The sequence below is a fragment of the Aeromonas sp. QDB23 genome (genome assembly GCF_027707745.1).
GTDB lineage: Bacteria > Pseudomonadota > Gammaproteobacteria > Enterobacterales > Aeromonadaceae > Aeromonas > Aeromonas allosaccharophila.
Genome location: NZ_JAPCJA010000065.1, coordinates 1 through 21,168 on the forward strand (window position 1 = coordinate 1; position 21,168 = coordinate 21,168).

Annotated in this window: 21 protein-coding genes; 14 read left to right on the forward strand and 7 right to left on the reverse strand. The window is 57.9% G+C overall.

The genetic code is table 11. The annotated features are described in order from the left end of the window. Window positions 1–193: 193 nt before the first annotated feature. From nrdR to PG888_RS20105, 12 genes are all read left to right on the forward strand, one after another. Window positions 194–643 carry a transcriptional regulator NrdR gene (gene nrdR, locus PG888_RS20050; protein ID WP_005338880.1) on the forward strand — a complete coding sequence of 150 codons (450 nt, stop codon included), beginning with the start codon at window positions 194–196 and terminating at the stop codon, window positions 641–643. Window positions 644–944: 301 nt separating this feature from the next. Continuing rightward, window positions 945–2,054 (forward strand): bifunctional diaminohydroxyphosphoribosylaminopyrimidine deaminase/5-amino-6-(5-phosphoribosylamino)uracil reductase RibD, encoded by a 1,110-nt coding sequence (ribD, locus tag PG888_RS20055; RefSeq protein ID WP_182938960.1) that lies wholly within the window; start codon window positions 945–947, stop codon window positions 2,052–2,054. 55 nt (window positions 2,055–2,109) lie between these two features. After that, window positions 2,110–2,763: a riboflavin synthase gene (locus PG888_RS20060; protein WP_101531050.1), complete on the forward strand. Its 654-nt coding sequence runs from the start codon at window positions 2,110–2,112 to the stop codon at window positions 2,761–2,763. A 149-nt stretch (window positions 2,764–2,912) separates the two neighbouring features. Then, entirely contained in the window at window positions 2,913–4,022 is a 1,110-nt protein-coding gene (ribBA, locus tag PG888_RS20065; RefSeq protein WP_058052396.1) for a bifunctional 3,4-dihydroxy-2-butanone-4-phosphate synthase/GTP cyclohydrolase II, read from the forward strand. Window positions 4,023–4,307: 285 nt separating this feature from the next. Beyond that, the gene (gene ribH / locus PG888_RS20070) at window positions 4,308–4,778 is read left to right on the forward strand and encodes a 6,7-dimethyl-8-ribityllumazine synthase (protein ID WP_005338866.1); all 471 of its coding nucleotides are present in this window, start codon (window positions 4,308–4,310) and stop codon (window positions 4,776–4,778) included. A 14-nt stretch (window positions 4,779–4,792) separates the two neighbouring features. Continuing rightward, entirely contained in the window at window positions 4,793–5,206 is a 414-nt protein-coding gene (gene nusB / locus PG888_RS20075; RefSeq protein WP_042656704.1) for a transcription antitermination factor NusB, read from the forward strand. 57 nt (window positions 5,207–5,263) lie between these two features. Next, window positions 5,264–6,223, forward strand: coding sequence for a thiamine-phosphate kinase (thiL, locus tag PG888_RS20080; protein WP_182938961.1), 960 nt, complete (start codon window positions 5,264–5,266; stop codon window positions 6,221–6,223). After that, window positions 6,220–6,714, forward strand: coding sequence for a phosphatidylglycerophosphatase A family protein (locus PG888_RS20085; protein WP_182938962.1), 495 nt, complete (start codon window positions 6,220–6,222; stop codon window positions 6,712–6,714). The genes thiL and PG888_RS20085 overlap by 4 nt, the downstream gene beginning before the upstream one ends. Before the next feature lie 487 nt (window positions 6,715–7,201). Further along, window positions 7,202–8,926, forward strand: a complete 1,725-nt coding sequence (locus PG888_RS20090) for a dipeptide ABC transporter ATP-binding protein (protein WP_111809160.1) — start codon at window positions 7,202–7,204, stop codon at window positions 8,924–8,926. A 70-nt stretch (window positions 8,927–8,996) separates the two neighbouring features. Further along, on the forward strand, window positions 8,997–10,553 hold the full coding sequence (locus tag PG888_RS20095) for an ABC transporter substrate-binding protein (protein ID WP_182938963.1): 1,557 nt from the start codon (window positions 8,997–8,999) through the stop codon (window positions 10,551–10,553). Between the two features lie 99 nt (window positions 10,554–10,652). Next, entirely contained in the window at window positions 10,653–11,627 is a 975-nt protein-coding gene (locus tag PG888_RS20100; protein ID WP_005343520.1) for an ABC transporter permease, read from the forward strand. A 3-nt stretch (window positions 11,628–11,630) separates the two neighbouring features. Then, window positions 11,631–12,572, forward strand: a complete 942-nt coding sequence (locus tag PG888_RS20105) for an ABC transporter permease (RefSeq protein ID WP_042656709.1) — start codon at window positions 11,631–11,633, stop codon at window positions 12,570–12,572. 250 nt (window positions 12,573–12,822) lie between these two features. On the opposite strand, the gene PG888_RS20110 is transcribed toward PG888_RS20105, so the two are convergent. Together PG888_RS20110 and PG888_RS20115 are read right to left on the reverse strand one after the other, a co-directional pair. Further along, window positions 12,823–13,038, reverse strand: a complete 216-nt coding sequence (locus PG888_RS20110) for a SlyX family protein (protein WP_139708077.1) — start codon at window positions 13,036–13,038, stop codon at window positions 12,823–12,825. A gap of 14 nt (window positions 13,039–13,052) precedes the next feature. Continuing rightward, entirely contained in the window at window positions 13,053–14,021 is a 969-nt protein-coding gene (locus PG888_RS20115; RefSeq protein ID WP_182938964.1) for a hypothetical protein, read from the reverse strand. Between the two features lie 118 nt (window positions 14,022–14,139). On the opposite strand from PG888_RS20115, the gene fkpA reads away from it, so the two are divergent. Both fkpA and PG888_RS20125 read left to right on the forward strand, forming a co-directional pair. Continuing rightward, window positions 14,140–14,943, forward strand: coding sequence for an FKBP-type peptidyl-prolyl cis-trans isomerase (fkpA, locus tag PG888_RS20120; RefSeq protein ID WP_042060902.1), 804 nt, complete (start codon window positions 14,140–14,142; stop codon window positions 14,941–14,943). Window positions 14,944–15,093: 150 nt separating this feature from the next. Beyond that, a complete protein-coding gene (locus tag PG888_RS20125; protein ID WP_182938965.1) occupies window positions 15,094–16,500 on the forward strand; it encodes a sigma-54-dependent transcriptional regulator in 1,407 nt (468 codons plus the stop codon). A 100-nt stretch (window positions 16,501–16,600) separates the two neighbouring features. On the opposite strand, the gene PG888_RS20130 is transcribed toward PG888_RS20125, so the two are convergent. The 5 genes from PG888_RS20130 to PG888_RS20150 form a co-directional block, all read right to left on the reverse strand. Then, window positions 16,601–17,470, reverse strand: coding sequence for a hypothetical protein (locus PG888_RS20130; protein ID WP_270694140.1), 870 nt, complete (start codon window positions 17,468–17,470; stop codon window positions 16,601–16,603). A 113-nt stretch (window positions 17,471–17,583) separates the two neighbouring features. After that, window positions 17,584–17,919, reverse strand: coding sequence for a hypothetical protein (locus tag PG888_RS20135; RefSeq protein WP_042060908.1), 336 nt, complete (start codon window positions 17,917–17,919; stop codon window positions 17,584–17,586). Between the two features lie 144 nt (window positions 17,920–18,063). Next, window positions 18,064–18,408, reverse strand: a complete 345-nt coding sequence (locus PG888_RS20140) for a DUF2956 domain-containing protein (protein ID WP_058053003.1) — start codon at window positions 18,406–18,408, stop codon at window positions 18,064–18,066. 83 nt (window positions 18,409–18,491) lie between these two features. Then, entirely contained in the window at window positions 18,492–20,360 is a 1,869-nt protein-coding gene (locus tag PG888_RS20145; RefSeq protein ID WP_182938967.1) for a bifunctional metallophosphatase/5'-nucleotidase, read from the reverse strand. 366 nt (window positions 20,361–20,726) lie between these two features. Beyond that, on the reverse strand, window positions 20,727–21,168 hold a 442-nt coding region (locus PG888_RS20150), incomplete at its 5' end, for an IS3 family transposase (RefSeq protein ID WP_270694141.1).

Consider the following 21,168-nt stretch of genomic DNA (forward strand, 5'->3'; position numbering starts at 1 on the left):
AAGCCAAGGCCCCAGAGGTATAGTGTGAAAAAAGCCAATAAAAACAATGCCAGTCAGGCTTAACTGACTGGCATTACCCTCGGGTGGCATTGTTTTTTCTGGCTTTTACCGGTTTTGGATGGCCGTGCTACACTGGCCGACTTAGATCCTGGCCCGCTGGGCCGGTCCCTGTTCCATTAACGCCGGAGGTCCGATGCATTGCCCATTCTGTAGTGCGGTTGATACCAAGGTGATCGATTCCCGTCTGGTGGCAGAAGGCCATCAGGTGCGCCGCCGTCGTGAGTGTCTGCTCTGTCACGAGCGTTTTACCACCTTCGAGATGGCCGAACTGGTGATGCCCCGCGTCATCAAGTCCAACGGCTCCCGCGAGCCGTTCAACGAAGACAAGCTGCGCGCCGGCATTCTGCGGGCGCTGGAGAAGCGGCCGGTGAGCATGGAGGCCATCGAAAAGGCGGTCAACCATATCAAATCCCGCCTGCGTGCCACCGGCGAGCGGGAAGTTGCCTCCGAGCTGGTGGGCAATCTGGTGATGGATGAGCTCAAGAGTCTCGACAAGGTGGCCTATATCCGCTTTGCCTCCGTCTATCGCAGCTTCGAAGATATCCGTGAGTTCGGCGAAGAGATCGCCAAATTGGAGAAATGATGGTATCGGATGGGCAAGTGGATATCCGCTTCGCCCCTCTCTACCTCAGGACACGCAGATATCCGCGAGTTCGGTGAAGAGATCGCCAAATTGGAGAAATGATGGTATCGGATGGGCAAGCGGATATCTGCTTTGCCCCTCTCTACCTCAGGACACGCAGATATCCGCGAATTTGGCGAAGAGATTGCCAAGCTGGAGAAGTAAACCGCCATTCTCACCCATGTTGCCGCGTCCGATTACGCTGCGCTAATCGAACCTACGATACTGCGTAAAGTCGAGATGTGTTGTCAAAGGAGCCCGAATGTTTAGTCAAGATGATTACCAATGGATGAGTCGGGCCCTCGAACTGGCCCGCCGCGGCCGTTACACCACGGCCCCCAACCCCTGTGTTGGCGCCGTGCTGGTCAAGGATGGCGTGGTAGTGGGCGAGGGATGGCATCAGAAGGCGGGCGAACCCCATGCCGAGGTCTATGCCCTGCGCGCAGCCGGTGACAACGCCCGTGGCGCCACCGCCTATGTGACCCTCGAACCATGCTCCCACCACGGTCGTACTCCCCCCTGTGCCGAGGCGCTGATCAAGGCCGGGGTGGCCCGGGTGGTGGCAGCCATGGTTGATCCCAACCCCGAGGTGGGTGGGCGCGGCCTGCGCATGCTCTCCGAGGCGGGCATCAAGACCGATTTCGGCCTGCTCAGTGCCGAGGCCGAGGCACTCAACCCGGGCTTTTTCAAGCGGATGCGTACCGCCTTCCCGCGGGTGACCGTCAAGCTGGGGGCCAGTCTCGATGGCCGCACCGCCATGGCGAGTGGCGAGAGCCAGTGGATCACCTCCCCTGATGCGCGCCGCGACGTGCAGCGGCTGCGGGCCCGCCACGATGCGGTGCTCTCCAGCGCCGAGACGGTGCTGGCTGACGGCGCCTCCCTGACCGTGCGCTGGGACGAGTTGCCCCCCTCGGTCAAGGCCGCCTATCCCAAAGAGACCCTGCGCCAGCCGCTGCGGGTTATCGTTGATTCGCAAAACCGGCTCACCCCCGACTTGCCCCTGTTCCAGAGCGAGAGTCCGGTGCTGCTGGCTCGCCACAAGGCATCCGGCGAGTGGCCTGCGTGGGTGCAGCAGCTGGAACTACCACTGCTGGATGGCAAGCTGGATCTGGTCAGCATGTTTATGCTGCTGGCCAAGCAGAACGTCAACTCGGTACTCGTCGAGGCGGGGCCGCGGCTGTGCGGCGCCCTGCTGGAGAAGGGGTTGGTGGATGAGCTGGTGCTCTATCAGGCGCCCAAACTGATGGGGGATGAGGGGCGCGGCCTGTTCCATCTGCCGGGTCTGACCCGCTTGTTCCAGGCACCCAAGCTCAACATCAAGGATGTGCGCATGGTCGGCCAGGATATTCGCATTACCGCCAAAATAGCCTGATTTATCAATGTTCAAGGGGGCATAATCTGCCCCCCTCATCAGCAAGGTGATCTGCATGTTTACCGGAATTATCGAAGCGGTGGGAACCCTGGCCGAACTGCGCCGTCAGGGCGACGACATGGCCCTCACCGTCCACGCACCGGGCCTGGATTTTAGCGACGTCAAGCTGGGCGACTCCATCGCCACCAACGGCGTTTGCCTCACCGTGGTTGCTCTTGGTGATAAGAGCTATACCGCCGATGTATCGCTGGAAACCTTGTCGCGCACCGGCTTTGCCGCGGCCAGAGTGGGCGATCGGGTCAACCTCGAGAAGGCGCTGATGCCCACCTCCCGCCTCGGCGGCCATCTGGTCTCCGGCCATGTGGACGGGGTAGGGGAGGTGAAAAGCGTCTCCAGCAGCGGCCGCGCCATCGAATACTGGATCAAGGCGCCGGGCGAGCTCTCCCGCTATATCGCCGAGAAGGGCTCCATTGCGGTGGATGGCATCAGCCTTACCGTCAACGCGGTGCAGGGCGACCTTTTCCGCCTGACGATTGTGCCCCATACCGCGCAGGAGACCACCATCGCCAGCTGGAAGCCGGGCCACAAGGTCAACCTCGAGGTGGATCAGATCGCCCGCTATCTGGAGCGGCTGATGATGGGCAAACGTCAGGAGAGCAGCGCCTCCACCCTGACCATGGAGACCCTGGCCAAGGCCGGTTTTCTCTGACGGTGAGCGCTAAATCCGGCCACCAAAACGATTTTCTGTGATCCCGCTCTGATTGAAATGGGGCCGCTCGCCCCAATCTAGAGCAACATACACTCGCATTTGCGTTGAGCCTGCTGGCTCAACCCCCAAGCACACTGATGGAGTAGCCCATGGCGCTGAGCACAACCCAGGAAATCATTGCCGATATCAAGGCGGGCAAGATGGTGATCCTGATGGATGACGAAGACAGGGAGAACGAAGGCGACCTCATTATGGCCGCCTCCTGCGTCCGTCCTGAGGATATCAACTTCATGGCCCGTTACGGCCGTGGCCTCATCTGCCTGACGCTGACCCGGGATCGCTGCAAGCAATTGGCGCTGCCGCTGATGGTTGATCGCAACAATGCCCAGTTCTCCACCGCCTTTACCGTGACCATCGAAGCGGCCGAAGGGGTGACTACCGGTATCTCCGCCGCTGATCGCGCGGTGACCGTGCAAGCGGCAGTGGCACCCAATGCCAAGGCCGCCGATCTGGTGCAGCCGGGCCACATCTTCCCGCTGATGGCGCAGGATGGTGGCGTGCTGACCCGTGCCGGTCACACCGAGGCGGGCTGCGATCTGGCCCGTCTGGCCGGTTACGAGGCGGCCTCCGTCATCGTCGAGATCCTCAACGAAGATGGCACCATGGCGCGCCGTCCGGATCTGGAGATCTTCGCCGAGCAGCACGGCATCAAGCTCGGCACCATCGCCGACCTTATCGAGTACCGCAACCAGCACGAGACCACGGTCGAGAAAGTGGCCGAGTGCAAGCTACCCACCGAGTTTGGCGAGTTTGACCTCATCACCTTCCGCGACACCATCGACAATCAGGTTCACTTCGCCCTGAAAAAGGGTGAGGTACAGGCCGATCAGCCAACGCTGGTGCGGGTCCATCTGCACGATGTGCTGAGCGATCTGCTGCTGACCGACCGTCATGCCGCCCGCAGCTGGCCGCTGCCCAAATCCATGGCGCGCATCGCCAGCGAAGGCGGGGTGCTGGTGATCTTGGGGGCGGAATCCCATGGCGAGGAGCTGCTGGCCCGGGTCAAGGGCTTTGAGGCCGCCGACAAGGGGCTGGCACCGGAAGGGGCCAAGTGGCAGGGCACCTCGCGCCGGGTTGGCGTGGGCTCCCAGATCCTCAAGGCGCTGGGCGTGAGCAAGATGCGGCTCTTGAGCTCGCCGAAGAAGTACCACGCCCTCGGTGGTTTCGGGCTGGAAGTCGTGGAATACGTCGGCGAGTAAAGGATTCAAGGTTCTACCAGAGAAGTACCATCCCCTTCCGGGTGGTTTCGGTCTGAAAGTGGTTGAGTACATCGGCGAGTAAAGTTCCACCAGAGAAGTACCATCCTCTTCCGGGCGATTTCGGTCTGAAAGTAGTGGAAAACATCGGCGAGTAAGCGCGCCGGACTGGTTAAATCGCGATCATGGCTGTCTATTGCGGCCATGGTTTTTGTCGTGGGTCTGTTGTGCTAGAATGTGCGCACTTTTGACTCCGGCCCTTTTGATTGCACAGATACAGGATTTCCAATGAAGGTTATCGAAGGAAATATCGCCGCTCCTGAGGCGCGCGTTGCTATTGTTGTTGCCCGTTTCAACAGCTTCATCAACGACAGTCTGGTGAACGGTGCGGTGGACGTACTGAAGCGTCAAGGTCAAGTGCAGGACAGCAACCTGACACTGGTAAAAGTGCCGGGCGCGGTTGAAATGCCATTGGTCATCAAGAAGCTGGCCAAGAGTGGTCAATACGACGCCATCGTGGCGGTCGGTACTGTCATCCGTGGCGGCACCTACCACTTCGACCTGGTGGCAAACGAGAACAGCAAGGGCATGGCTCAGGTAATGATGGAATATGAAATTCCCGTTGCCTTCGGGGTGCTGACCACTGAAAACATTGAACAAGCCATCGAGCGTGCAGGTACCAAGGCGGGTAACAAGGGTGCAGAGGCTGCACTGGCAGCGCTCGAAATGATCAACGTCCTGAAAGAACTGGACGTGTAACGAGGAGAAGTACATTGAAACCGTCTGAGCGCCGTAAAGCCCGCCATTGCGCCACCCAGGCCATCTACCAGTGGCAGATGACCAAGGCTAACGTGGGTGACATCGAAGAGCAGTTCAAGATCGATCAGGACACCAAGGGTGTAGACCTGAGCTATTTCCGCGATCTGCTGTTCGGGGTAGCCCTCCACTGCAACGAGCTGGACAAGGTGTTTGCACCTTACCTCTCCCGTCCGCTGGAAGAAGTGGACATGGTGGACAAGGCGATCCTGCGTCTGGCGACCTATGAGCTGACCCGTCGTGATGATGTACCGCCGCGCGTGGTCATCAACGAAGCGATCGAGCTGGCCAAAGCCTTCGCCGCCGATGACAGCCACAAGTTTGTCAACGGTGTACTGGACAAGGTGATCAAGTCGCTGAACAAGCGTTGATCCTGCTGTCCGTCAGCATCTAAGAGAGGAGCCAGCTTATTGCTGGCTTTTTACTGTATGGGTGAATTTGAGCTGATTGATAAGTACTTCAAGGTTCCCCACGCCCGCAAGGACGTGGTGATGGGTCCTGGAGATGACTGTGCCCTGCTGACCCTGCCCCCCGATACCCAACTGGCGGTGAGCACCGACACCCTGGTGAGTGGCATACACTTCTTTCCCGACATGGATCCGGTGGATCTCGGCTACAAGGCGCTGGCGGTCAATCTCTCCGATCTCGCAGCCATGGGGGCCGAGCCGCGCTGGGTGTCGCTGGCGCTGACCCTGCCTGCCATCAACGAAGGCTGGGTCGCCGGTTTTGCCGAAGGGTTCCTGGAGTTGGCCGAGTATTACAACGTCGCGCTGGTGGGCGGGGATATGACCCGCGGGCCGCTCTCCATCACCATCTCGGTGAAGGGCTCGGTGCCTGCCGGACGCGCCCTGATGCGCAGCGGTGCCAAAGCCGGTGACGGCATCTATGTCACCGGCACTCTGGGAGATGCCGCGCTGGCGCTCTCCCACCTGCTGGGCAAACGCACCCTCAACGAGAACCAGCTGGCCGCCGTGTTGCCACGGCTCGACCACCCCCACCCCCGCATTCTGGCCGGACAGGCGCTGCGCGGGCTGGCGGGCAGTGCGCTGGATCTCTCCGACGGGCTGGCATCGGATCTCGGCCATATCCTAAAGGCCTCCGGCGTGCGAGCCCAGATCGATCTCGATCTGCTGCCGCTCTCGCCGGTGCTGCAGGATGCGGTAAGCGAGCAGGAGGCGTGGCAACTGGCGCTGGCCGGTGGCGATGACTACGAGCTCTGCTTTACCGTGCCGGAAGAGCATCGCGGCGCGCTCGATACGGCGCTGGCCCACAGCGGGGTCAAGTTCAGCCGCATCGGTCGCATCGTGGCGGGCGAGCCGGGTATCGACTACCTGCGTGGCGAACAAGCGGTGGCGTTGCAACTGAAAGGGTGGGATCACTTCGCATGAGCCTGTTCAGGATAAAACCCGAGCTGAAACGACTGGATCTGAAAAATCCGCTTCATTTTTTGGCGGTGGGGTTTGGTTCCGGTCTCAGCCCCAAGGCGCCGGGCACCATGGGCACCCTGGCGGCCATTCCGCTCTACCTGCTGGTGAGCGGGATGCCGACCCACTGGTTTATCGCCCTGCTGGCGGTGGGTTTTGTGGTGGGGATCCGCATCTGCCAGAGCGCTACCGATGCCATCGGCATGGCAGATCACGGCGCCATCGTCTGGGACGAGGTGATCGGTTTTGGCGTCACCATGATCGCCGCGCCAGCCGGTTGGGAGTGGGTGGTGGCGGGCTTCGCGCTGTTCCGGCTGTTTGATGTGCTCAAGCCCTGGCCCATCTCCTGGTTTGATCGCCGCATTCACGGCGGATTCGGCATCATGCTGGACGATCTGATCGCCGGCCTGTTCGCCCTGTTTTGTATGCAATTACTGGCGTTCTGGCTTGGCTGAATGCCCCCTTCCGGGGGATGACCGTTCTGGCATCCCCCGATTTATATCTGCTTAATTTTCATTCATCGGCATATGCTGCCGTTTATCATCCATTTCACATAAATATTCACTACTCATTCGGGGCTCGTGATCGTTTTTGAAATAGTGATAAATGCTGCTTGTTGCGTTGTTGTTGAAATTAAAGTAATGATACCAATAGATGTACGGACGCACCGGCCATTTGTGTGATGAAAATCATCATTTAACGCTGCCGAATTGGTGGTTATCTGCACAAAACATTGCGGAATTGTATAACTCAATCATTTACACCCGTGGTCAAACCGTCTAAGTTACTCGCGGGTTATTCCAAAAAAATGCAAAAAACCCGCCCGGATCGCTGGTTTCGCTGCCTCATGGATTGAGCAAATATTGCCCAAGGTAACAACCGGCATCTGCGGCTGATTTACGGACGAATTATTTGGGACGGATGTCCCCCGCAGAGGTAAACATGTCCTTGCTCGAAGTAAAGAACTTGCGGATCGAGTACCCCTCCCGCTACGGGGTGCTGGCCGCGGTGAAGGATCTCTCTTTCTCTATTGAAAAGGGTGAGATTGTCGGGGTGGTCGGTGAATCCGGCGCCGGCAAGTCCACCATCGGCAACGCCGTTATCGATTTGCTGAGCCCGCCGGGTCGCATCGCCCGTGGCGATATCTATCTCAATGGCGAGCTTATCTCCGGCAAGAGCCAGAACGAGATGCGGGCCATTCGTGGCTCCCGTATCGGGTTCATCTTCCAGGATCCCATGACCTCCCTCAACCCGCTGTTCACCGTTGAGCATCAGCTGGTCGAGACCATTCTGGCCAATACCAAGCTCTCCCGCGAGGCGGCCTTTGCCAAGGCGCTGGAGCTGATGGGGGCGGTGGGTATTCCGCAGCCCGAGCTGCGCATCAAACAGTATCCGCACCAGTTCTCCGGCGGCATGCGCCAGCGGGTGGTCATCGCCATCGCCTTGTCGTGCGATCCGGAGCTGATCATCGCCGACGAGCCGACCACGGCGCTGGACGTCTCCATTCAGGATCAGATCCTCCAGCTTATCCGCGCCCTCTGCAAAGAGCGTCAGGTGGGCTGCATGCTGGTGACCCACGACATGGGGGTGGTCTCCAATGTTACCGACAAGGTGGCGGTGATGTATCGCGGCGATCTGGTGGAGTTCGGCCTGACCGAACAGGTGCTGGGCAGCCCCAATCACCCCTACACCCGCAGCCTCATCTCGGCGGTACCCCGTTCCGATGTAAAGTTGGTGCGTTTCCCGCTGGTCTCCTATATCGAGGATGCCAGTGCGCCGGATACCAATATCGACCTCAAGACCCACTGGCTTGGACAGAGTCAGGACGAGCGTGCCTATGAAGGGGCGCTGCTGCGGGTGGAGAACGTCGATCTGAGGTTCGTCACCAAGGACTCCATCTTCCCGAGCCGCCGCCAGTATGTGCGCGCCTGCAACAACATCAGCTTCGAGATCTTCGAAGGGGAGACCTTCGGTCTGGTGGGGGAGTCCGGCTCCGGCAAATCGACCATTGCCCGCGCCATCACCGGCCTCTATCCGCCTGATACCGGCAAGATCTTCTTCGAGGGGATCGATCTCACCGCCCTCAAGAGCGAGCGCGAGCGCCGCCCGTTGCGCCGCCAGATGCAGATGGTGTTCCAGAACCCCTATTCGTCGATGAACCCGCGGATGAAGGTGCGCGACATCATTGCTGAGCCGATCCGCTTCCATCAGCTGGCGAGCAGCGAGAGCCAGATCGAGGGGATCGTCAACGATCTGCTGGATCATGTCGGGCTCGGTCGTGGTGCCGGGGTCAAGTATCCCCACGAATTCTCCGGCGGTCAGCGCCAGCGCATTTCCATTGCCCGCGCTCTGGCCACGCGGCCGCGTTTCCTCATCTGCGATGAACCGACCTCGGCGCTGGATGTGTCGGTGCAGGCCCAGATCCTCAACCTGCTCAAGGATCTGCAGCAGGAGCTCAAGCTCACCATGCTGTTTATCAGCCACGATCTGCCGGTGATCCGCCAGATGTGCGACCGCATCGGGGTGATGCAGCACGGTCATCTGGTGGAGGTGGCCGAGACCGAGAAACTCTTTACCAATGCCGAGCATGAGTACAGCCGCAAGCTGATCTCCCTCATGCCGGAGTTCAAGGGAATGTCCCGCGAGGGGCTGGAAATCGCAAGCTAGGATAGCGCCGGTGCGCCGGTCTGCTTGTCAAAAAAAGTGTCATAAGAAAGCCAAAAGCATGGAGAACAAGATGAAGAAAGGATTGTCCAAGATTGCCCTGGCGCTGTTTGCCGCCGGTTTCGCCTTCAGTGTCTCAGCCGCTGATATCAAAGTGGGTGTCGCCTCTGACGCCACGTCGCTGGATCCGCAGGAGCAGCTCTCCGGTCAGACCCTGGAGATGTCGCACCTGGTATTCGATCCCCTGATGCGTTACACCCAGGATCTGAAATTCGAGCCCCGTCTGGCCGAGAAGTTCGAGCGTGTCGATGACAAGACCGTCCGCTTCCACCTGCGCAAGGGGGTCAAGTTCCACTCCGGTAACGACTTCACCGCTGACGACGTGGTGTGGACCGTCAACCGCCTGAAAGCCTCCGTCGACTTCAAGGCGATCTTCGACCCGATCAGCGAAGTGAAGAAGGTCGATGACTACACCGTCGATCTGATCACCGCCAAGCCGTTCCCGCTGGTGCTGCAGACCGTCACCTACATCTTCCCGATGGACTCCAAGTTCTATACCGGCAAGACCGAAGCAGGCAAAGACAAGGCCGAGATCGTCAAAAACGGCGACTCCTATGCCTCTACCCACGTTTCAGGCACTGGCCCGTTCACCGTCAAGTTCCGCGAGCAGGGCGTGAAGCTGGACTATGCCCGCAACGCCAACTACTGGGATAAAGCTTCCAAGGGTAACGTCGAGAACCTGACCGTGGTGCCGATCAAGGAAGATGCGACCCGTGTTGCAGCCCTGCTGGGTGGCGACGTGGACATGATCTATCCGGTCGCGCCGAACGATCTCGAGCGCGTCAAGAATGGCAAGGACTCCCAGCTGGTGACCCTGTCCGGTACCCGCGCCATCATCATCGAGCTGAACCAGAACACCAACCCGGCGCTGAAAGACAAGCGCGTGCGTCAGGCGATCAACTACGCCATCAACCAGGTGGGCATCGTCGAGAAGATCAACAAGGGCTTCGGTACCCCTGCTGGCCAGCTGAGCCCGAAAGGCTATGCCGGTCACAACGAGGCGCTGGTGCCCCAGTATGATCTGGCCAAGGCCAAGGAGCTGATGAAAGAGGCCGGTTACGAGAAGGGCTTCAAGATGACCTTCATCTCCCCGGCAGCCCGCTACGTCAACGACGTCAAGATTGCCCAGGCGGTCTCCGCCATGCTGGCCAAGATCAACATCAAGGTGGATCTGAAGACCATGCCGGTGGCCCAGTACTGGCCGGAGTTTGACAAGTGCGCCGCCGACATGCAGCTGATTGGCTGGCACTCCGACACTGAAGATACCGCGAACTTCTTCGAGTTCCTGACCTTCACCAAGGATGCCAAGACAGGTATGGGCCAGTACAACTGCGCCGGTTATGCCAACGCCGAAGCTGACAAGATGGTGATGGATGCCAATGCCGAGACCGATCCGGCCAAGCGTGCCGAGATGCTGAAGAAGGTCGAAGCCATGCTGATCGAAGATGCTGCCTACGTGCCGCTGCACTGGGAAGATCTGGCCTATGGCGCCAAGAAGAACGTCGACATCAAGCCGGTAGTCAACGTGATGAACTTCCCTTACCTGGGTGACCTGGTGGTCAGCAAGTAAGAGAACGTCGCAAGGAAGGACGGGGCGGGGTGGTCAGCTGGCCACTCCGCCCACTAACAGAAGCCTGTGCCACGACACAGGCCACGTAGAAGGACAAGCATGTTTACATTCCTGCTGAAACGGTTCTATCAGGCCGTGATAGTGATGTTCGTCATCAGCCTGGTCGCCTTCTCCATCCAGGACAACCTGGGTGACCCGTTGCGCGAGCTGGTGGGACAATCCGTCTCCGAAGCCCAGCGTCACGAGTTGCGTGAGAAGATGGGCCTTAACGATCCCTTCCTCATCAAATACAGCCGTTTTTTGAAAAATGCGGTGCATGGGGATTTGGGCACCTCCTATTTCTTCAAGCGACCCGCTCTCGAGGTGATCCTCGACAAGCTGGTGGCTACCCTTGAGCTGGTGTTTGCTGCCGCGCTCATCATCGTGGTGGTCTCCATTCCACTCGGTGTCTATTCGGCGATCCGCCCGCGCAGCATTCCCACCAAGATCATCATGGCGGGGAGCAGTATCGGCATCTCGATCCCGGTATTTTTGACTGCCATCATGCTGATGTACCTCTTCTCGATCCAGTTGGGCTGGCTGCCGGCCTATGGCCGTGGCGAGACCCGTAACCTGCTGGGCTGGGAGTCGGGCTTCTTCACCTGGGACGGTATCAAGCACCTGATCCTGCCTGCGGTGTCGCTCTCCTCCATCATGCTGCCGCTGTTTATCCGCTTGGTGCGCTCCGAGATGCTGGAGCAGCTCTCCTCCGAGTACGTCAAATTCGCCCGCGCCAAGGGGCTGGACAACAACAAGGTCTACTATCAGCACGCCCTCAAAAACACCATGCTGCCGGTTATTACCGTCGGCGGGGTGCAGATCGGCACCATGGTGGCCTACACCATCCTGACCGAGAGCGTGTTCCAGTGGCCGGGCACCGGCTTCCTGTTCCTTGAGGCGATCCACCGGGTCGATACCCCGCTGATCACCGCCTACGTCATCTTCGTGGGACTGATCTTCGTGGTGACCAATACCCTGGTCGACCTGCTCTACGGGTTGATTAACCCGACCGTTAACCTGACCGCCAAGGGGTAACAGATGACTAATGCTGTGACTGCAAGCCCAAGCCGTTGGGCACGATTCAAGAACTCTGACATCGTCTACTACTTCCTGCGGGACAAGGTAGCCATGTTCAGCTTTGCGGTGTTCGTGGTATTTGTACTGGCGGCGCTGCTGGCCCCCTGGCTGGCACCACACAACGTCTATGACCAGACCAGCTTTGATCTGATGGATGCCGAGCTGCCTCCCTCCTGGCTGGAAGGGGGCGAAGAGCGCTTCTGGCTCGGTACCGACAACCAGGGGCGCGATATCTGGAGCACCATCCTCTATGGCGCCCGTATTTCGCTCTCCATCGGCCTGTTTGCGGTGGCGCTGCAGCTGGTGCTCGGCATCGTGATCGGTCTGATTGCCGGTTACTTCGGTGGTCGCATCGACAACCTGCTGATGCGCTTTGCCGACGTGCAGCTGTCGTTCTCCACCATGATGGTGGCGATCATCATCTCCGCCATCTTTCAGGCAACCTTTGGCTCCGAGTTCTACTCGAAGTTCGCCATCATGATGCTGGTGGTGATCATCGGTATCGCCGAGTGGCCGCAATACGCCCGTACCGTGCGCGCCTCTGTGCTGGCGGAGAAGAAGAAGGAGTATGTGGAAGCAGCCAAGGTGATGGGGTTCCGTGCCCCGCGCATCATGTTCCGCCACATTCTGCCCAACTGCCTGTCGCCCATTCTGGTGATCTCCACCGTGCAGGTGGCCAACGCCATCATGAGCGAGGCGGCACTCTCCTTCCTCGGTCTGGGGATGCCGGTTGATCAGCCCTCGCTCGGTTCGCTTATCAGCGTCGGCTTCAACTACATCTTCTCCGGCTCCTGGTGGATCACCGCCTTCCCGGGTATCTGTCTGGTGGTGCTGGTGCTGGTCATCAACCTGCTGGGTGACTGGCTGCGGGATGTATTTAACCCGAAGATCTACAAAGGTTAACGCGGGCTGATTCTGATGCGCCTAGTCGCAGCTGTCAGGACATTTTGATGAAAAAAATCCGAAACCGGTTCAGCCTGTTTCGGATTTTTTATTGTTATTGAACAGACACCTTGCTGAATGCACGCCGACCGGTTTGCGTGGGCTATGTTTTTGCCAGTGTCAGTCTCTTGAAACTGCTTATCAGACCAAGCGGCTGGAAAGGCTCATTCCGGTGGGGGGCGGTCCGTGGATCAATATCGCAGGCCGCTCATCAATAGTGTGGCGGCGGAGTCTCTTCGGCCATGCTGGCAATCTGGCTGGGTTGTACTGTTTGCAGTTTGTCGATCAGCAGCTGGATCTGGTATTTGAGTCGATCGAGTTCACGGCCCTGGGTGGTCACCTCGTCATTGAGCTGCTCTATGGTGTACTCCGCATAGGCGAGACGGGTTTCCAGGGTTTCGATGCGATCGTTAAGTTGCTGACTCATGGGCCTTCGGGTCCTTACTTGATTGTCCAGATTTCGGCCAGACCACTGGAGCTGGCACTGACAAGGTGGCTATTGTCGCGCAAAGCGACGCCGTAGACCACTGCGCTGGGCGGTTTCACCTTGGGTTGCGGTGAGACGCGCCAGCTCTGCAGCAGGGCGCCATCGCTCACTTGCCACAAGGAGAGCTGGCGGGAAGGGGCGCCGGTGATGAGCCACTTGCCGTCGTTGGCAAAGCGGGCGCTGGTGTAGACCTCGAAGCGGTGATCATATTGCAGCTGACTCACCTGTTTGCCGGTTTTCAGATCCCAGATGCTGGCCCGGCTGCTGTCGGCGGTGAAGGCGTAGCGGCCGCTCGGCTCCAGTCTGGCCATGATCACCCGGCCGCCATGGTTGAACCGCCAGATCACCTGCCCGCTGCGGGTATCCCACAGATAGGCGCTGTAGTCGTTGCCGCCGGTCAGGGCGTAGCGACCGTTGGCGGAGAGATCCACCGTATTGACCTGTTCGGTATGCCCCAGAAACTGCAGGCGACGACCGCTTTGGGTATCAAGCCACTCGGCCTTGCCATCTTCCCGCCCTATCAGCACATAGCGACCGTCGGCAGAGAGCGCGATGTCCCTCAGCTTGGATTCAGGAAGGGAGTAGTAGCCTTGTGACTGCCCGTCGTTCAGCCGCCAGGTGGCAAAGGTGTCGGGGGTGGCGGTGACGGCATGGCTGTTGCCTTCGGCAAAACGGGTAATGAATACCAGATCATCCGCCGAGTCGGATTGCTTCCAGCGCCAGCGTTGACGGTTCTGTTCCAGATCCCAGACGATGATGCCCTGGCTGATGCTGGAGACGATGGCCTGCTTGCCATCACTGGAGAGATCTGCGGTCAGCAGACCCGTGCTGGCGAGGGTCATTTGCTGGTTGGGTTGGGAGCTCTGCTCGCAACCGGTGAGCATTAAACAGAGGCTCACCAGATAAATGGCACTTTTTATCATTTTTGCGGTCTCACGCTTTTGTTACCTGCGATCACGGCGTTAGTATAAGGCGCTTATCACGATAAACCTCTCATTTCACGATGGAACCGAGAGCGGTATTTGGAGTTTGGAGAAACTGATGAACAAATTTCTGAAGGTGTCCCTGTTGGCGGCGGCGGTTGCCGTCGGTCTGACTGCTTGCCAAAAAGACGAGAAGCCTGCTGCGGCCAATACCGCCGAAGTGAAGGCAGAAGCCAGCAAGCCGGCAGAGGCGACCAAGGCCGAAGCCAAGAGCTTTGAAGAGCAATCTGGCTACGCAATTGGCCTCTCCATGGGTCGTTACATCGCCAATACCCTGGAGCGTCAGCAGGAACTGGGCATCAAACTGGACAACGCCGTGATCCTGAAAGGGGTCACCGACGGTCTGGGCAAAGAAGCCAAGATGACTGATGAAGAGATCCAGAAGGTACTGCAGGATTACGACGCCAAGATCAACGAGCTGACCAAGGCCAAGGCCGAGAAAGACGCCGTTGAGAATCTGAAGAAAGGCGAAGAGTACCTGGCTGCCAACGCCAAGAAAGAGGGTGTGAAGAGCACCGAATCCGGCCTGCAATATCAGGTCGAGAAGATGGGTGACGGCGCCAAGCCGAAGTCTACCGACATCGTCAAGGTTCACTACACCGGTACCCTGACCGACGGCACCAAGTTCGACAGCTCCGTCGATCGTGGCGAGCCGGCCACCTTCCCGCTCAACCAGGTTATCCCGGGTTGGACCGAAGGCGTGCAGCTGATGCCGGTTGGCTCCAAGTTCAAGTTCTTCCTGCCGTCCAAGCTGGCCTATGGCGAGCACGGTGCAGGCTCCATCCCGGCGAATGCCGTGCTGGTGTTTGACGTTGAGCTGCTGGCTATCGAGAAGCCGACTGCTGACGACGCCAAGAAGTAATTCCTTCTTGTAGTGAAAAACGGCTCCTTAAGGAGCCGTTTTCACTTGTACATCTCCTATAATCGCGGGATAACAGAGCTGTCTTGGCGTTGGGTTTGTGCGCGAAAAAAGGCAAAATAGATCGCAGAATCAAATACAAGGATGAGTCCGGTGGCTGAAAATAAATCGCGTGTCCTGCTGGTGGAAGATACCCGTAGTCTGGCGGTGGTCTATGAACAGTACCTGCGCCAGGAGGGGTACGAGGTGGTACTGGCCGACTGCGGTCAGCAGGCACTGGCGCAGTTGCTGGCAAGTCCTCCCCCCGTGGTGCTGCTGGATCTGGAACTGCCGGATATGTCCGGCATGGATATTCTGCAAATGATCACCGAACAGCAGTTGCCTTGCTCGGTGGTGGTGATCACCGCCCACGGCTCGGTGGATGTGGCGGTGGAGGCGATGCGCCTCGGTGCATTCGATTTTCTGACCAAGCCGTTTGACAGCAAGCGGCTCTGCGCCACCGTTCGCAATGCCTTGAAACATCAGCAGTTGAGCTCGCTGGTTGCCCACTATCGGGAGAATTTCGAGCGCAGCTCGTTCTTCGGCTTTATCGGCGCTTCTATGGCGATGCAGGCGGTCTATCGCATCATCGAGAGTGCAGCGCCCAGCAAGGCGACCGTCTTTATCACTGGCGAGAGCGGCACCGGCAAAGAGGTGTGTGCCGAGGCGATTCACCAGTGCAGCCCCCGCAGTGAACAGCCCTTTATTGCCCTCAACTGCGCCGCCATTCCCCACGATTTGATGGAGAGCGAGATCTTCGGCCATGTGAAGGGGTCCTTTACCGGCGCCCAGGGGGATCGCAAGGGGGCGGCCAGTCTGGCCGATGGCGGCACCCTGTTTCTCGACGAGATCTGCGAGATGGACCTGGATCTGCAGAGCAAACTGCTGCGCTTTATCCAGACCGGCACCGTACAGCGGGTCGGCAGCGGCAAGCTCGAGACGGTGGATGTGCGCTTTATCTGCGCCACCAACCGGGATCCGCTGGTGGAGGTGAAAGCGGGGCGTTTTCGCGAGGATCTCTACTATCGGCTCCATGTCATTCCGCTCACCCTGCCGCCGCTGCGGGAGCGGGGCGAGGATATCCTGCTGCTGGCGCGCACCCTGCTGCAGAGCTACGCCAAAGAAGAGAACAAACGCTTCAAGGATTTCGACGTTGAGGCGGCGCGAGTGCTGCTCGACTACCCCTGGCCCGGCAACGTACGCGAGCTGCAAAACGTGGTGCGCAATATCGTGGTGCTCAACGACAAGGAGCTGGTGAGTCCGGATATTCTGCCGCCACCGCTCAATGGGGTTCGTCCCCAGCTGCCGGCTGCGATTGCGGCGGCCGTGGCATCGGCTCCGGCAGCTATCGGGGTGGCCAGCGGGCCGATCCGTCCGCTCTGGCTGGTGGAAAAAGAGGTGATCGAACAGGCCATCGCCAGCTGTGACGGCAATATTCCCAAGGCAGCGGCACTGCTCGAGATCAGCCCTTCCACCATTTACCGCAAGAAGCAGAGCTGGGAAGAGGTGAGCGTGACGTGAGTCGTGACGTGTTCTGGCTGAACGCCCGCAAGATGTAAGAGGGGGAACGGTTCAACCGAGTGACGGGCGGCATTGGCCGCCCTCTCTTTTGGGGGCGAAGTCAGAGTTTGGCGAGTTGCTTGAGGCGGGTCAGTCGCTCCCCTTCGTTGGCGCTAAACCAGCGATCCTGCGACAGCAAAAACCAGGCGCGGGAGAAGTATTCCGCAGCCAGCGGATCGTCCAGCACCAAGGCATTCTCCCCCAACTCCTCGAACAGATAACCATCCTCCGGCTCACCCGCCCCGGCCATATCGGCCTTGAGCTGGAGCAGCTCTGCCAGTGCCTGCTGGTGCTGACCCTGGGCCCGGGTCAGGCGAGCCAGACTCCAGCGGGCAATAAACGCCTTGGCCGGCTGGTTATTTTGCAGATGCCAGGCCAGGCACTTCTGCTGCTGGATTTTGGCCTCCTCAAAGCGGCCCAGTTCTAACAGGGTCCAGCCCTGATTGTTGTAAAGGGGGGGAAGCCAGCCGCGCACCTTCTCGTCACTGCTGCGCTCTGCCAGCTCCATCGCCAGTTGATTCCAGCGGCTCTGCTCTTCCAGCGGCGTAGCGATGGCGATCATGTGGGCGGCGTCGATGGCGAGATAGGTCTCCTTCTCCTTGAGTCCCCACTGCCAGGCTTGCTCAAACAGGGTTTTGGCTCTGGCCTTGTCGTCCGCCGAATTAAAGGTGCGGCCTCGCTCCAGCAGGGTACGGATCCGGGCTCTAGGGGTTGCCTCGGTGAGGCGCGGTTCTATCTCGTCGAGCAGCTGATGGGCTTCGGCAAACTGGCGTTGCAGCGAATGGGTACGGGCTATCTGTGTCAGCAACTCCAGTTCGAGTTGCAGGTCGGCGGCAGCGCGTGCTTCGGGAAGGAGTGCATGAAAACGCAGTGCGGTGGCGGCGGGATCCTGATAATCCCACTGCGCCATGAAATCGGGCGGATTGTCCATTTGGCCTCCTTGCTGGTTATCCTGTCACCAAGATGCCTGCAGGCCATTGTTTGTACAAGGGGCGCCCGTCACAGAGCGCCCCTTGAGTCATGTTAACGGCTGTGGCCAGTTGGTCAGTAGACCATGGCCAGGCTCATCAGCATCAGACCGAGGGCGGCAAAGGCACCCTCCTTGATGGCGAGCCGTGGCACCAGCGCCTTGGGCAGGGCCGGAAACAGGCTCAGGGCAAAGCCAAGGCCCGGCATCAGCCAGTGGAACGCCGGATTGCGCAGGGCGGGATCGGCGGCGCCGTTGATGATGATCAGCAAAATAAACAGGGTAAAGGAGGGGAGGATAAACCAGCGCACTCCACCGGCGGCGACCGCCCGCAGCGGTGAAATGCGATAGAGCAGCATGGTCACAAGGAACAGCACAAAAGGGGCCAGCAGATAGAGCGGAGCGGGGTTCATAACATCTTTCCTGAAAACTGATCGTCAAAACACGGGTGTCTTAAGCAAGAGGCGCGGGATTTAATCACTCTTCGCATGTAATCACCAGCAGTCCGGGGCCAGGCTGTGAAGAGGATCGCGGATAAAGGTTTGCTTCCGTGCGCCTTAGCGCAACCAGAACCAGGCGGCGGCAAAACCCAGCCAGCTTAGCACTAGCAAGATCCAGGGCAGGGGATGCTGATGGCTGACTTCAACCAGCTCGAGCTGATCGTCTTGCTCTTCGGTTTGCGGCTCACCCTGTGGTTGCCGGGCTTTGGCCTGCAATTTTTTCTGGCGGCTCGCTTCGCGGGCCCGCGCCTTCATCTGTTTCTTGTATTCGTCGATGCCTTTCTGGATCCCTTGCGCGATAAGCTGGGTCTGCTCCTTGGTCTGCCCCGGCTTCTGGTTGGCGCGGGCAATTTTCATCGCCTCCTGCTGGGTCTCGGGGGAAATCTTGTCGTACTTGGCCATCAAATCATCTCCTCTGGCATTGCTGGCTCGGGAGTATGCCATAAAAACGGCGCCCTCAGGCGCCGTGGTGCATACATACAGATTTATGGTTTGGGGGGGGCATAGTAAGTTACAGTTTGGTATGGCAGTGCAGTGAGCGTTTCTTGTGTTTCTGCATATTCCATAAACATTTCGTTTTCACCTACGCCGGTATCAACGTAATCGCCTTTATTGGGAAGCTCTTCACGCTTGAGCAGGCCGTTATAACCATCTTTACCTGCAGCAATATAGGTATTTGAGCCGACGCGGTAGATTTTTTCATCGTCCAATGGTGCCCATTGGCCGTTTGCATCCAGCACTTCCAGCTTGGTGATACGAGAACCTTTGGCCAGTTTGCCATCGTAGGTGTAGCTCAGATGGCCAACATAAGGGAAGGCTCCACTGGATGCTGCAATCCCGGTCTGGTGACCAATTGCGTAGTCGACTGCATACTCCAAAGTGGCACGAACATCTTTACCTTTTAAGTTAAAGGCGGCGATCTTGTTGCCAAAAGGCAGCAAGGTTCCCATGACATATCCAACGGTGAGCGGTGTGGCATTGACGTCAGCTCGCACGCCACCCGCGTTTTGAATGGTGAAATCAACCTTGGTATTAAGCTGGTTCAGTTTCCAGTAGAGTGATTCAGCGACCAGAGGATCGATGAGGCCCGCGCCATCTGGTGTGGTGGGAACCCGGACATGCGGCAGTTTGACCGGAACATCTGCTATGACCTTTGCCTCCAGTGCTGCGACAGCCGGTTTGTACTCGGTATCGATCACATCACGCATGGTCTGATCTTCGGGCACGATCTCGATAACCGGGGACTTGGCGATATAGTCAACGACATTAGTCTGCTCGGAACCACCCAACGGCACTTTGATGGTTTTTTTACTGTCTTTGGGGTCGGGAACTGACTTGGTGAAGTCATCGCCACTCATCAGGGTATTACGCCCTTCACACTTGGTGATGGTGCCTTCTTTGCTCAGGGAAACATTGACCAGGCCATAGCCTTTGGCCCACTCACCGGCTTGAACAATACAGGTTTTGCCGCCATCTGGATTAGTGACCATCTGGGCGTAGGTGTTGTCATCGCTCGGATTCTGGTTATGGGCGGTGTAGCCAATGGATTTTAGCTCATCCATATCACCCAGGAATGTTTGAGAGTGCCCACCCACGATCAGGTCGATACCGTTGACAGCCTTGGCGACAGCTTGGTCTGATTGCAACCCGATATGGGTCACCATGATAATTTTATTGGCGCCTTTTTTCTTCAATGCATCAACGGTTCGCTGCGCTGACGCAATCATTGGTTGGAACTGAGTGTCTTTATCTGGTGAAGAAATATCGTGCATATTGTCGAGTACCAGACCGAATATGCCTACGCTCTCGCCGTTTATTTCTTTAATGATATATTCGTGAATATTCTGGTTGTCTTTTAGCGCGCTGCTACTAGATTTGACCAGGTTAGCGGCCACGATCGGGTAATTGACTTTGGCCGCATAATCATTTAGGGGGCCATTGCCCAGATCAAACTCGTGGTTGCCCAACGTTGCTGCATCGATCCCCATATCCGAGAGCAAGCGGGACTCTTCTTCGCCACGGAACTGAGTGAAATAGAGTGTACCCTGGAAGGCATCTCCGCCAAACAGGGTCAGGAAGTGACGACCATCTTTGCCAGCCTGCTCGCGCAATTCATCCAGTTTGAACTTCAGCCGAGGATAGCCTCCCAGTTTGGCGAAAAACTCGAACTTCTGTTGACCCGTAGGCTGTATGGCCAAGCCATTCTCCGTCGGGTCCAGATGGGCGTGGGTATCGTTGATATGAGCAACGGTTAATTCAAGAGGAATATGCTCTTTGCTGGTATTTTCAGAATTGCAGGCTGTCAGCCCAAACAGAGATAAAGAGATAGTGACGGCTAGTAGTGTCTTTTTCATTGGTAAGAGTCCCATATTGTTATTGTCCTGTTGATTCCGTAGCGAACAGGAGTGGAGAGATTTTAGACATAACGTTAGGAATGAAAATAAACAACTGCTGTACCTTTGAACTACCGCACACTAAATCAACGTAAAACGTTTTCTTTCTGTGTCTTTATTTGTCCATATCAAGGGTGATTATATTGATAGGTTAGATATTAATTGTGGTGAGATCATCAAATAGCTAACCATCATCATGAGATAAAATTTCAGAGTATCTACCTACTTATAACGAGGCGTTGTTGAAAGGCTAAATAGCTGTGCCGATTAGTAGATCACTGGAGGAAGGGAACTTAGTCCAGTTTGTGCGATCTCATTGTGTAGTGGTCAACTAAATCCGGACACTTGGTTAGGCCGAACCTCGGCTTTTGCTGGCGGTATCCCGTCATTGTGTTGATGTGGACGCCGCCAGTTGTAGTAAACCATCAGGTAATAACTGATATCCCGCTTTGCTTCCCGCAGACCCATGTACCCCGTTGCTGGAAGCCACTCTGACTTCAGGCTTCTGAACAATCGCTCCATCGGTGCGTTATCCCAGCAATTACCACGGCGACTCATGCTCTGGGTCATTCGATAACGCCACAGTCGTTGCCGAAATGCCCGGCTGCCATATTGGCTGCCCTGGTCAGAGTGAAACAGCACGCCAGATGGGCAGCCTCGTTGCTGATAGGCCATTTCCAGTGCTTTTATTGCCAACTCTGCATCAGGTTTGTCAGACATCGCCCAGCCCACGACCCGCCGGGTATGCAGGTCGAGCACTGCGGCCAGG

Bases quoted from the DNA above. Each gene is read 5' to 3' on its own strand.
- nrdR (WP_005338880.1), top strand. From the start codon at position 194: ATGCATTGCCCATTCTGTAGTGCGGTTGATACCAAGGTGATCGATTCC.
- ribD (WP_182938960.1), top strand. From the start codon at position 945: ATGTTTAGTCAAGATGATTACCAATGGATGAGTCGGGCCCTCGAACTG.
- PG888_RS20060 (WP_101531050.1), top strand. From the start codon at position 2,110: ATGTTTACCGGAATTATCGAAGCGGTGGGAACCCTGGCCGAACTGCGC.
- ribBA (WP_058052396.1), top strand. From the start codon at position 2,913: ATGGCGCTGAGCACAACCCAGGAAATCATTGCCGATATCAAGGCGGGC.
- ribH (WP_005338866.1), top strand. From the start codon at position 4,308: ATGAAGGTTATCGAAGGAAATATCGCCGCTCCTGAGGCGCGCGTTGCT.
- thiL (WP_182938961.1), top strand. From the start codon at position 5,264: ATGGGTGAATTTGAGCTGATTGATAAGTACTTCAAGGTTCCCCACGCC.
- PG888_RS20085 (WP_182938962.1), top strand. From the start codon at position 6,220: ATGAGCCTGTTCAGGATAAAACCCGAGCTGAAACGACTGGATCTGAAA.
- PG888_RS20090 (WP_111809160.1), top strand. From the start codon at position 7,202: ATGTCCTTGCTCGAAGTAAAGAACTTGCGGATCGAGTACCCCTCCCGC.
- PG888_RS20095 (WP_182938963.1), top strand. From the start codon at position 8,997: ATGAAGAAAGGATTGTCCAAGATTGCCCTGGCGCTGTTTGCCGCCGGT.
- PG888_RS20100 (WP_005343520.1), top strand. From the start codon at position 10,653: ATGTTTACATTCCTGCTGAAACGGTTCTATCAGGCCGTGATAGTGATG.
- PG888_RS20105 (WP_042656709.1), top strand. From the start codon at position 11,631: ATGACTAATGCTGTGACTGCAAGCCCAAGCCGTTGGGCACGATTCAAG.
- PG888_RS20110 (WP_139708077.1), bottom strand. From the start codon at position 13,038: ATGAGTCAGCAACTTAACGATCGCATCGAAACCCTGGAAACCCGTCTC.
- PG888_RS20115 (WP_182938964.1), bottom strand. From the start codon at position 14,021: ATGATAAAAAGTGCCATTTATCTGGTGAGCCTCTGTTTAATGCTCACC.
- fkpA (WP_042060902.1), top strand. From the start codon at position 14,140: ATGAACAAATTTCTGAAGGTGTCCCTGTTGGCGGCGGCGGTTGCCGTC.
- PG888_RS20130 (WP_270694140.1), bottom strand. From the start codon at position 17,470: ATGGACAATCCGCCCGATTTCATGGCGCAGTGGGATTATCAGGATCCC.
- PG888_RS20135 (WP_042060908.1), bottom strand. From the start codon at position 17,919: ATGAACCCCGCTCCGCTCTATCTGCTGGCCCCTTTTGTGCTGTTCCTT.
- PG888_RS20140 (WP_058053003.1), bottom strand. From the start codon at position 18,408: ATGGCCAAGTACGACAAGATTTCCCCCGAGACCCAGCAGGAGGCGATG.
- PG888_RS20145 (WP_182938967.1), bottom strand. From the start codon at position 20,360: ATGAAAAAGACACTACTAGCCGTCACTATCTCTTTATCTCTGTTTGGG.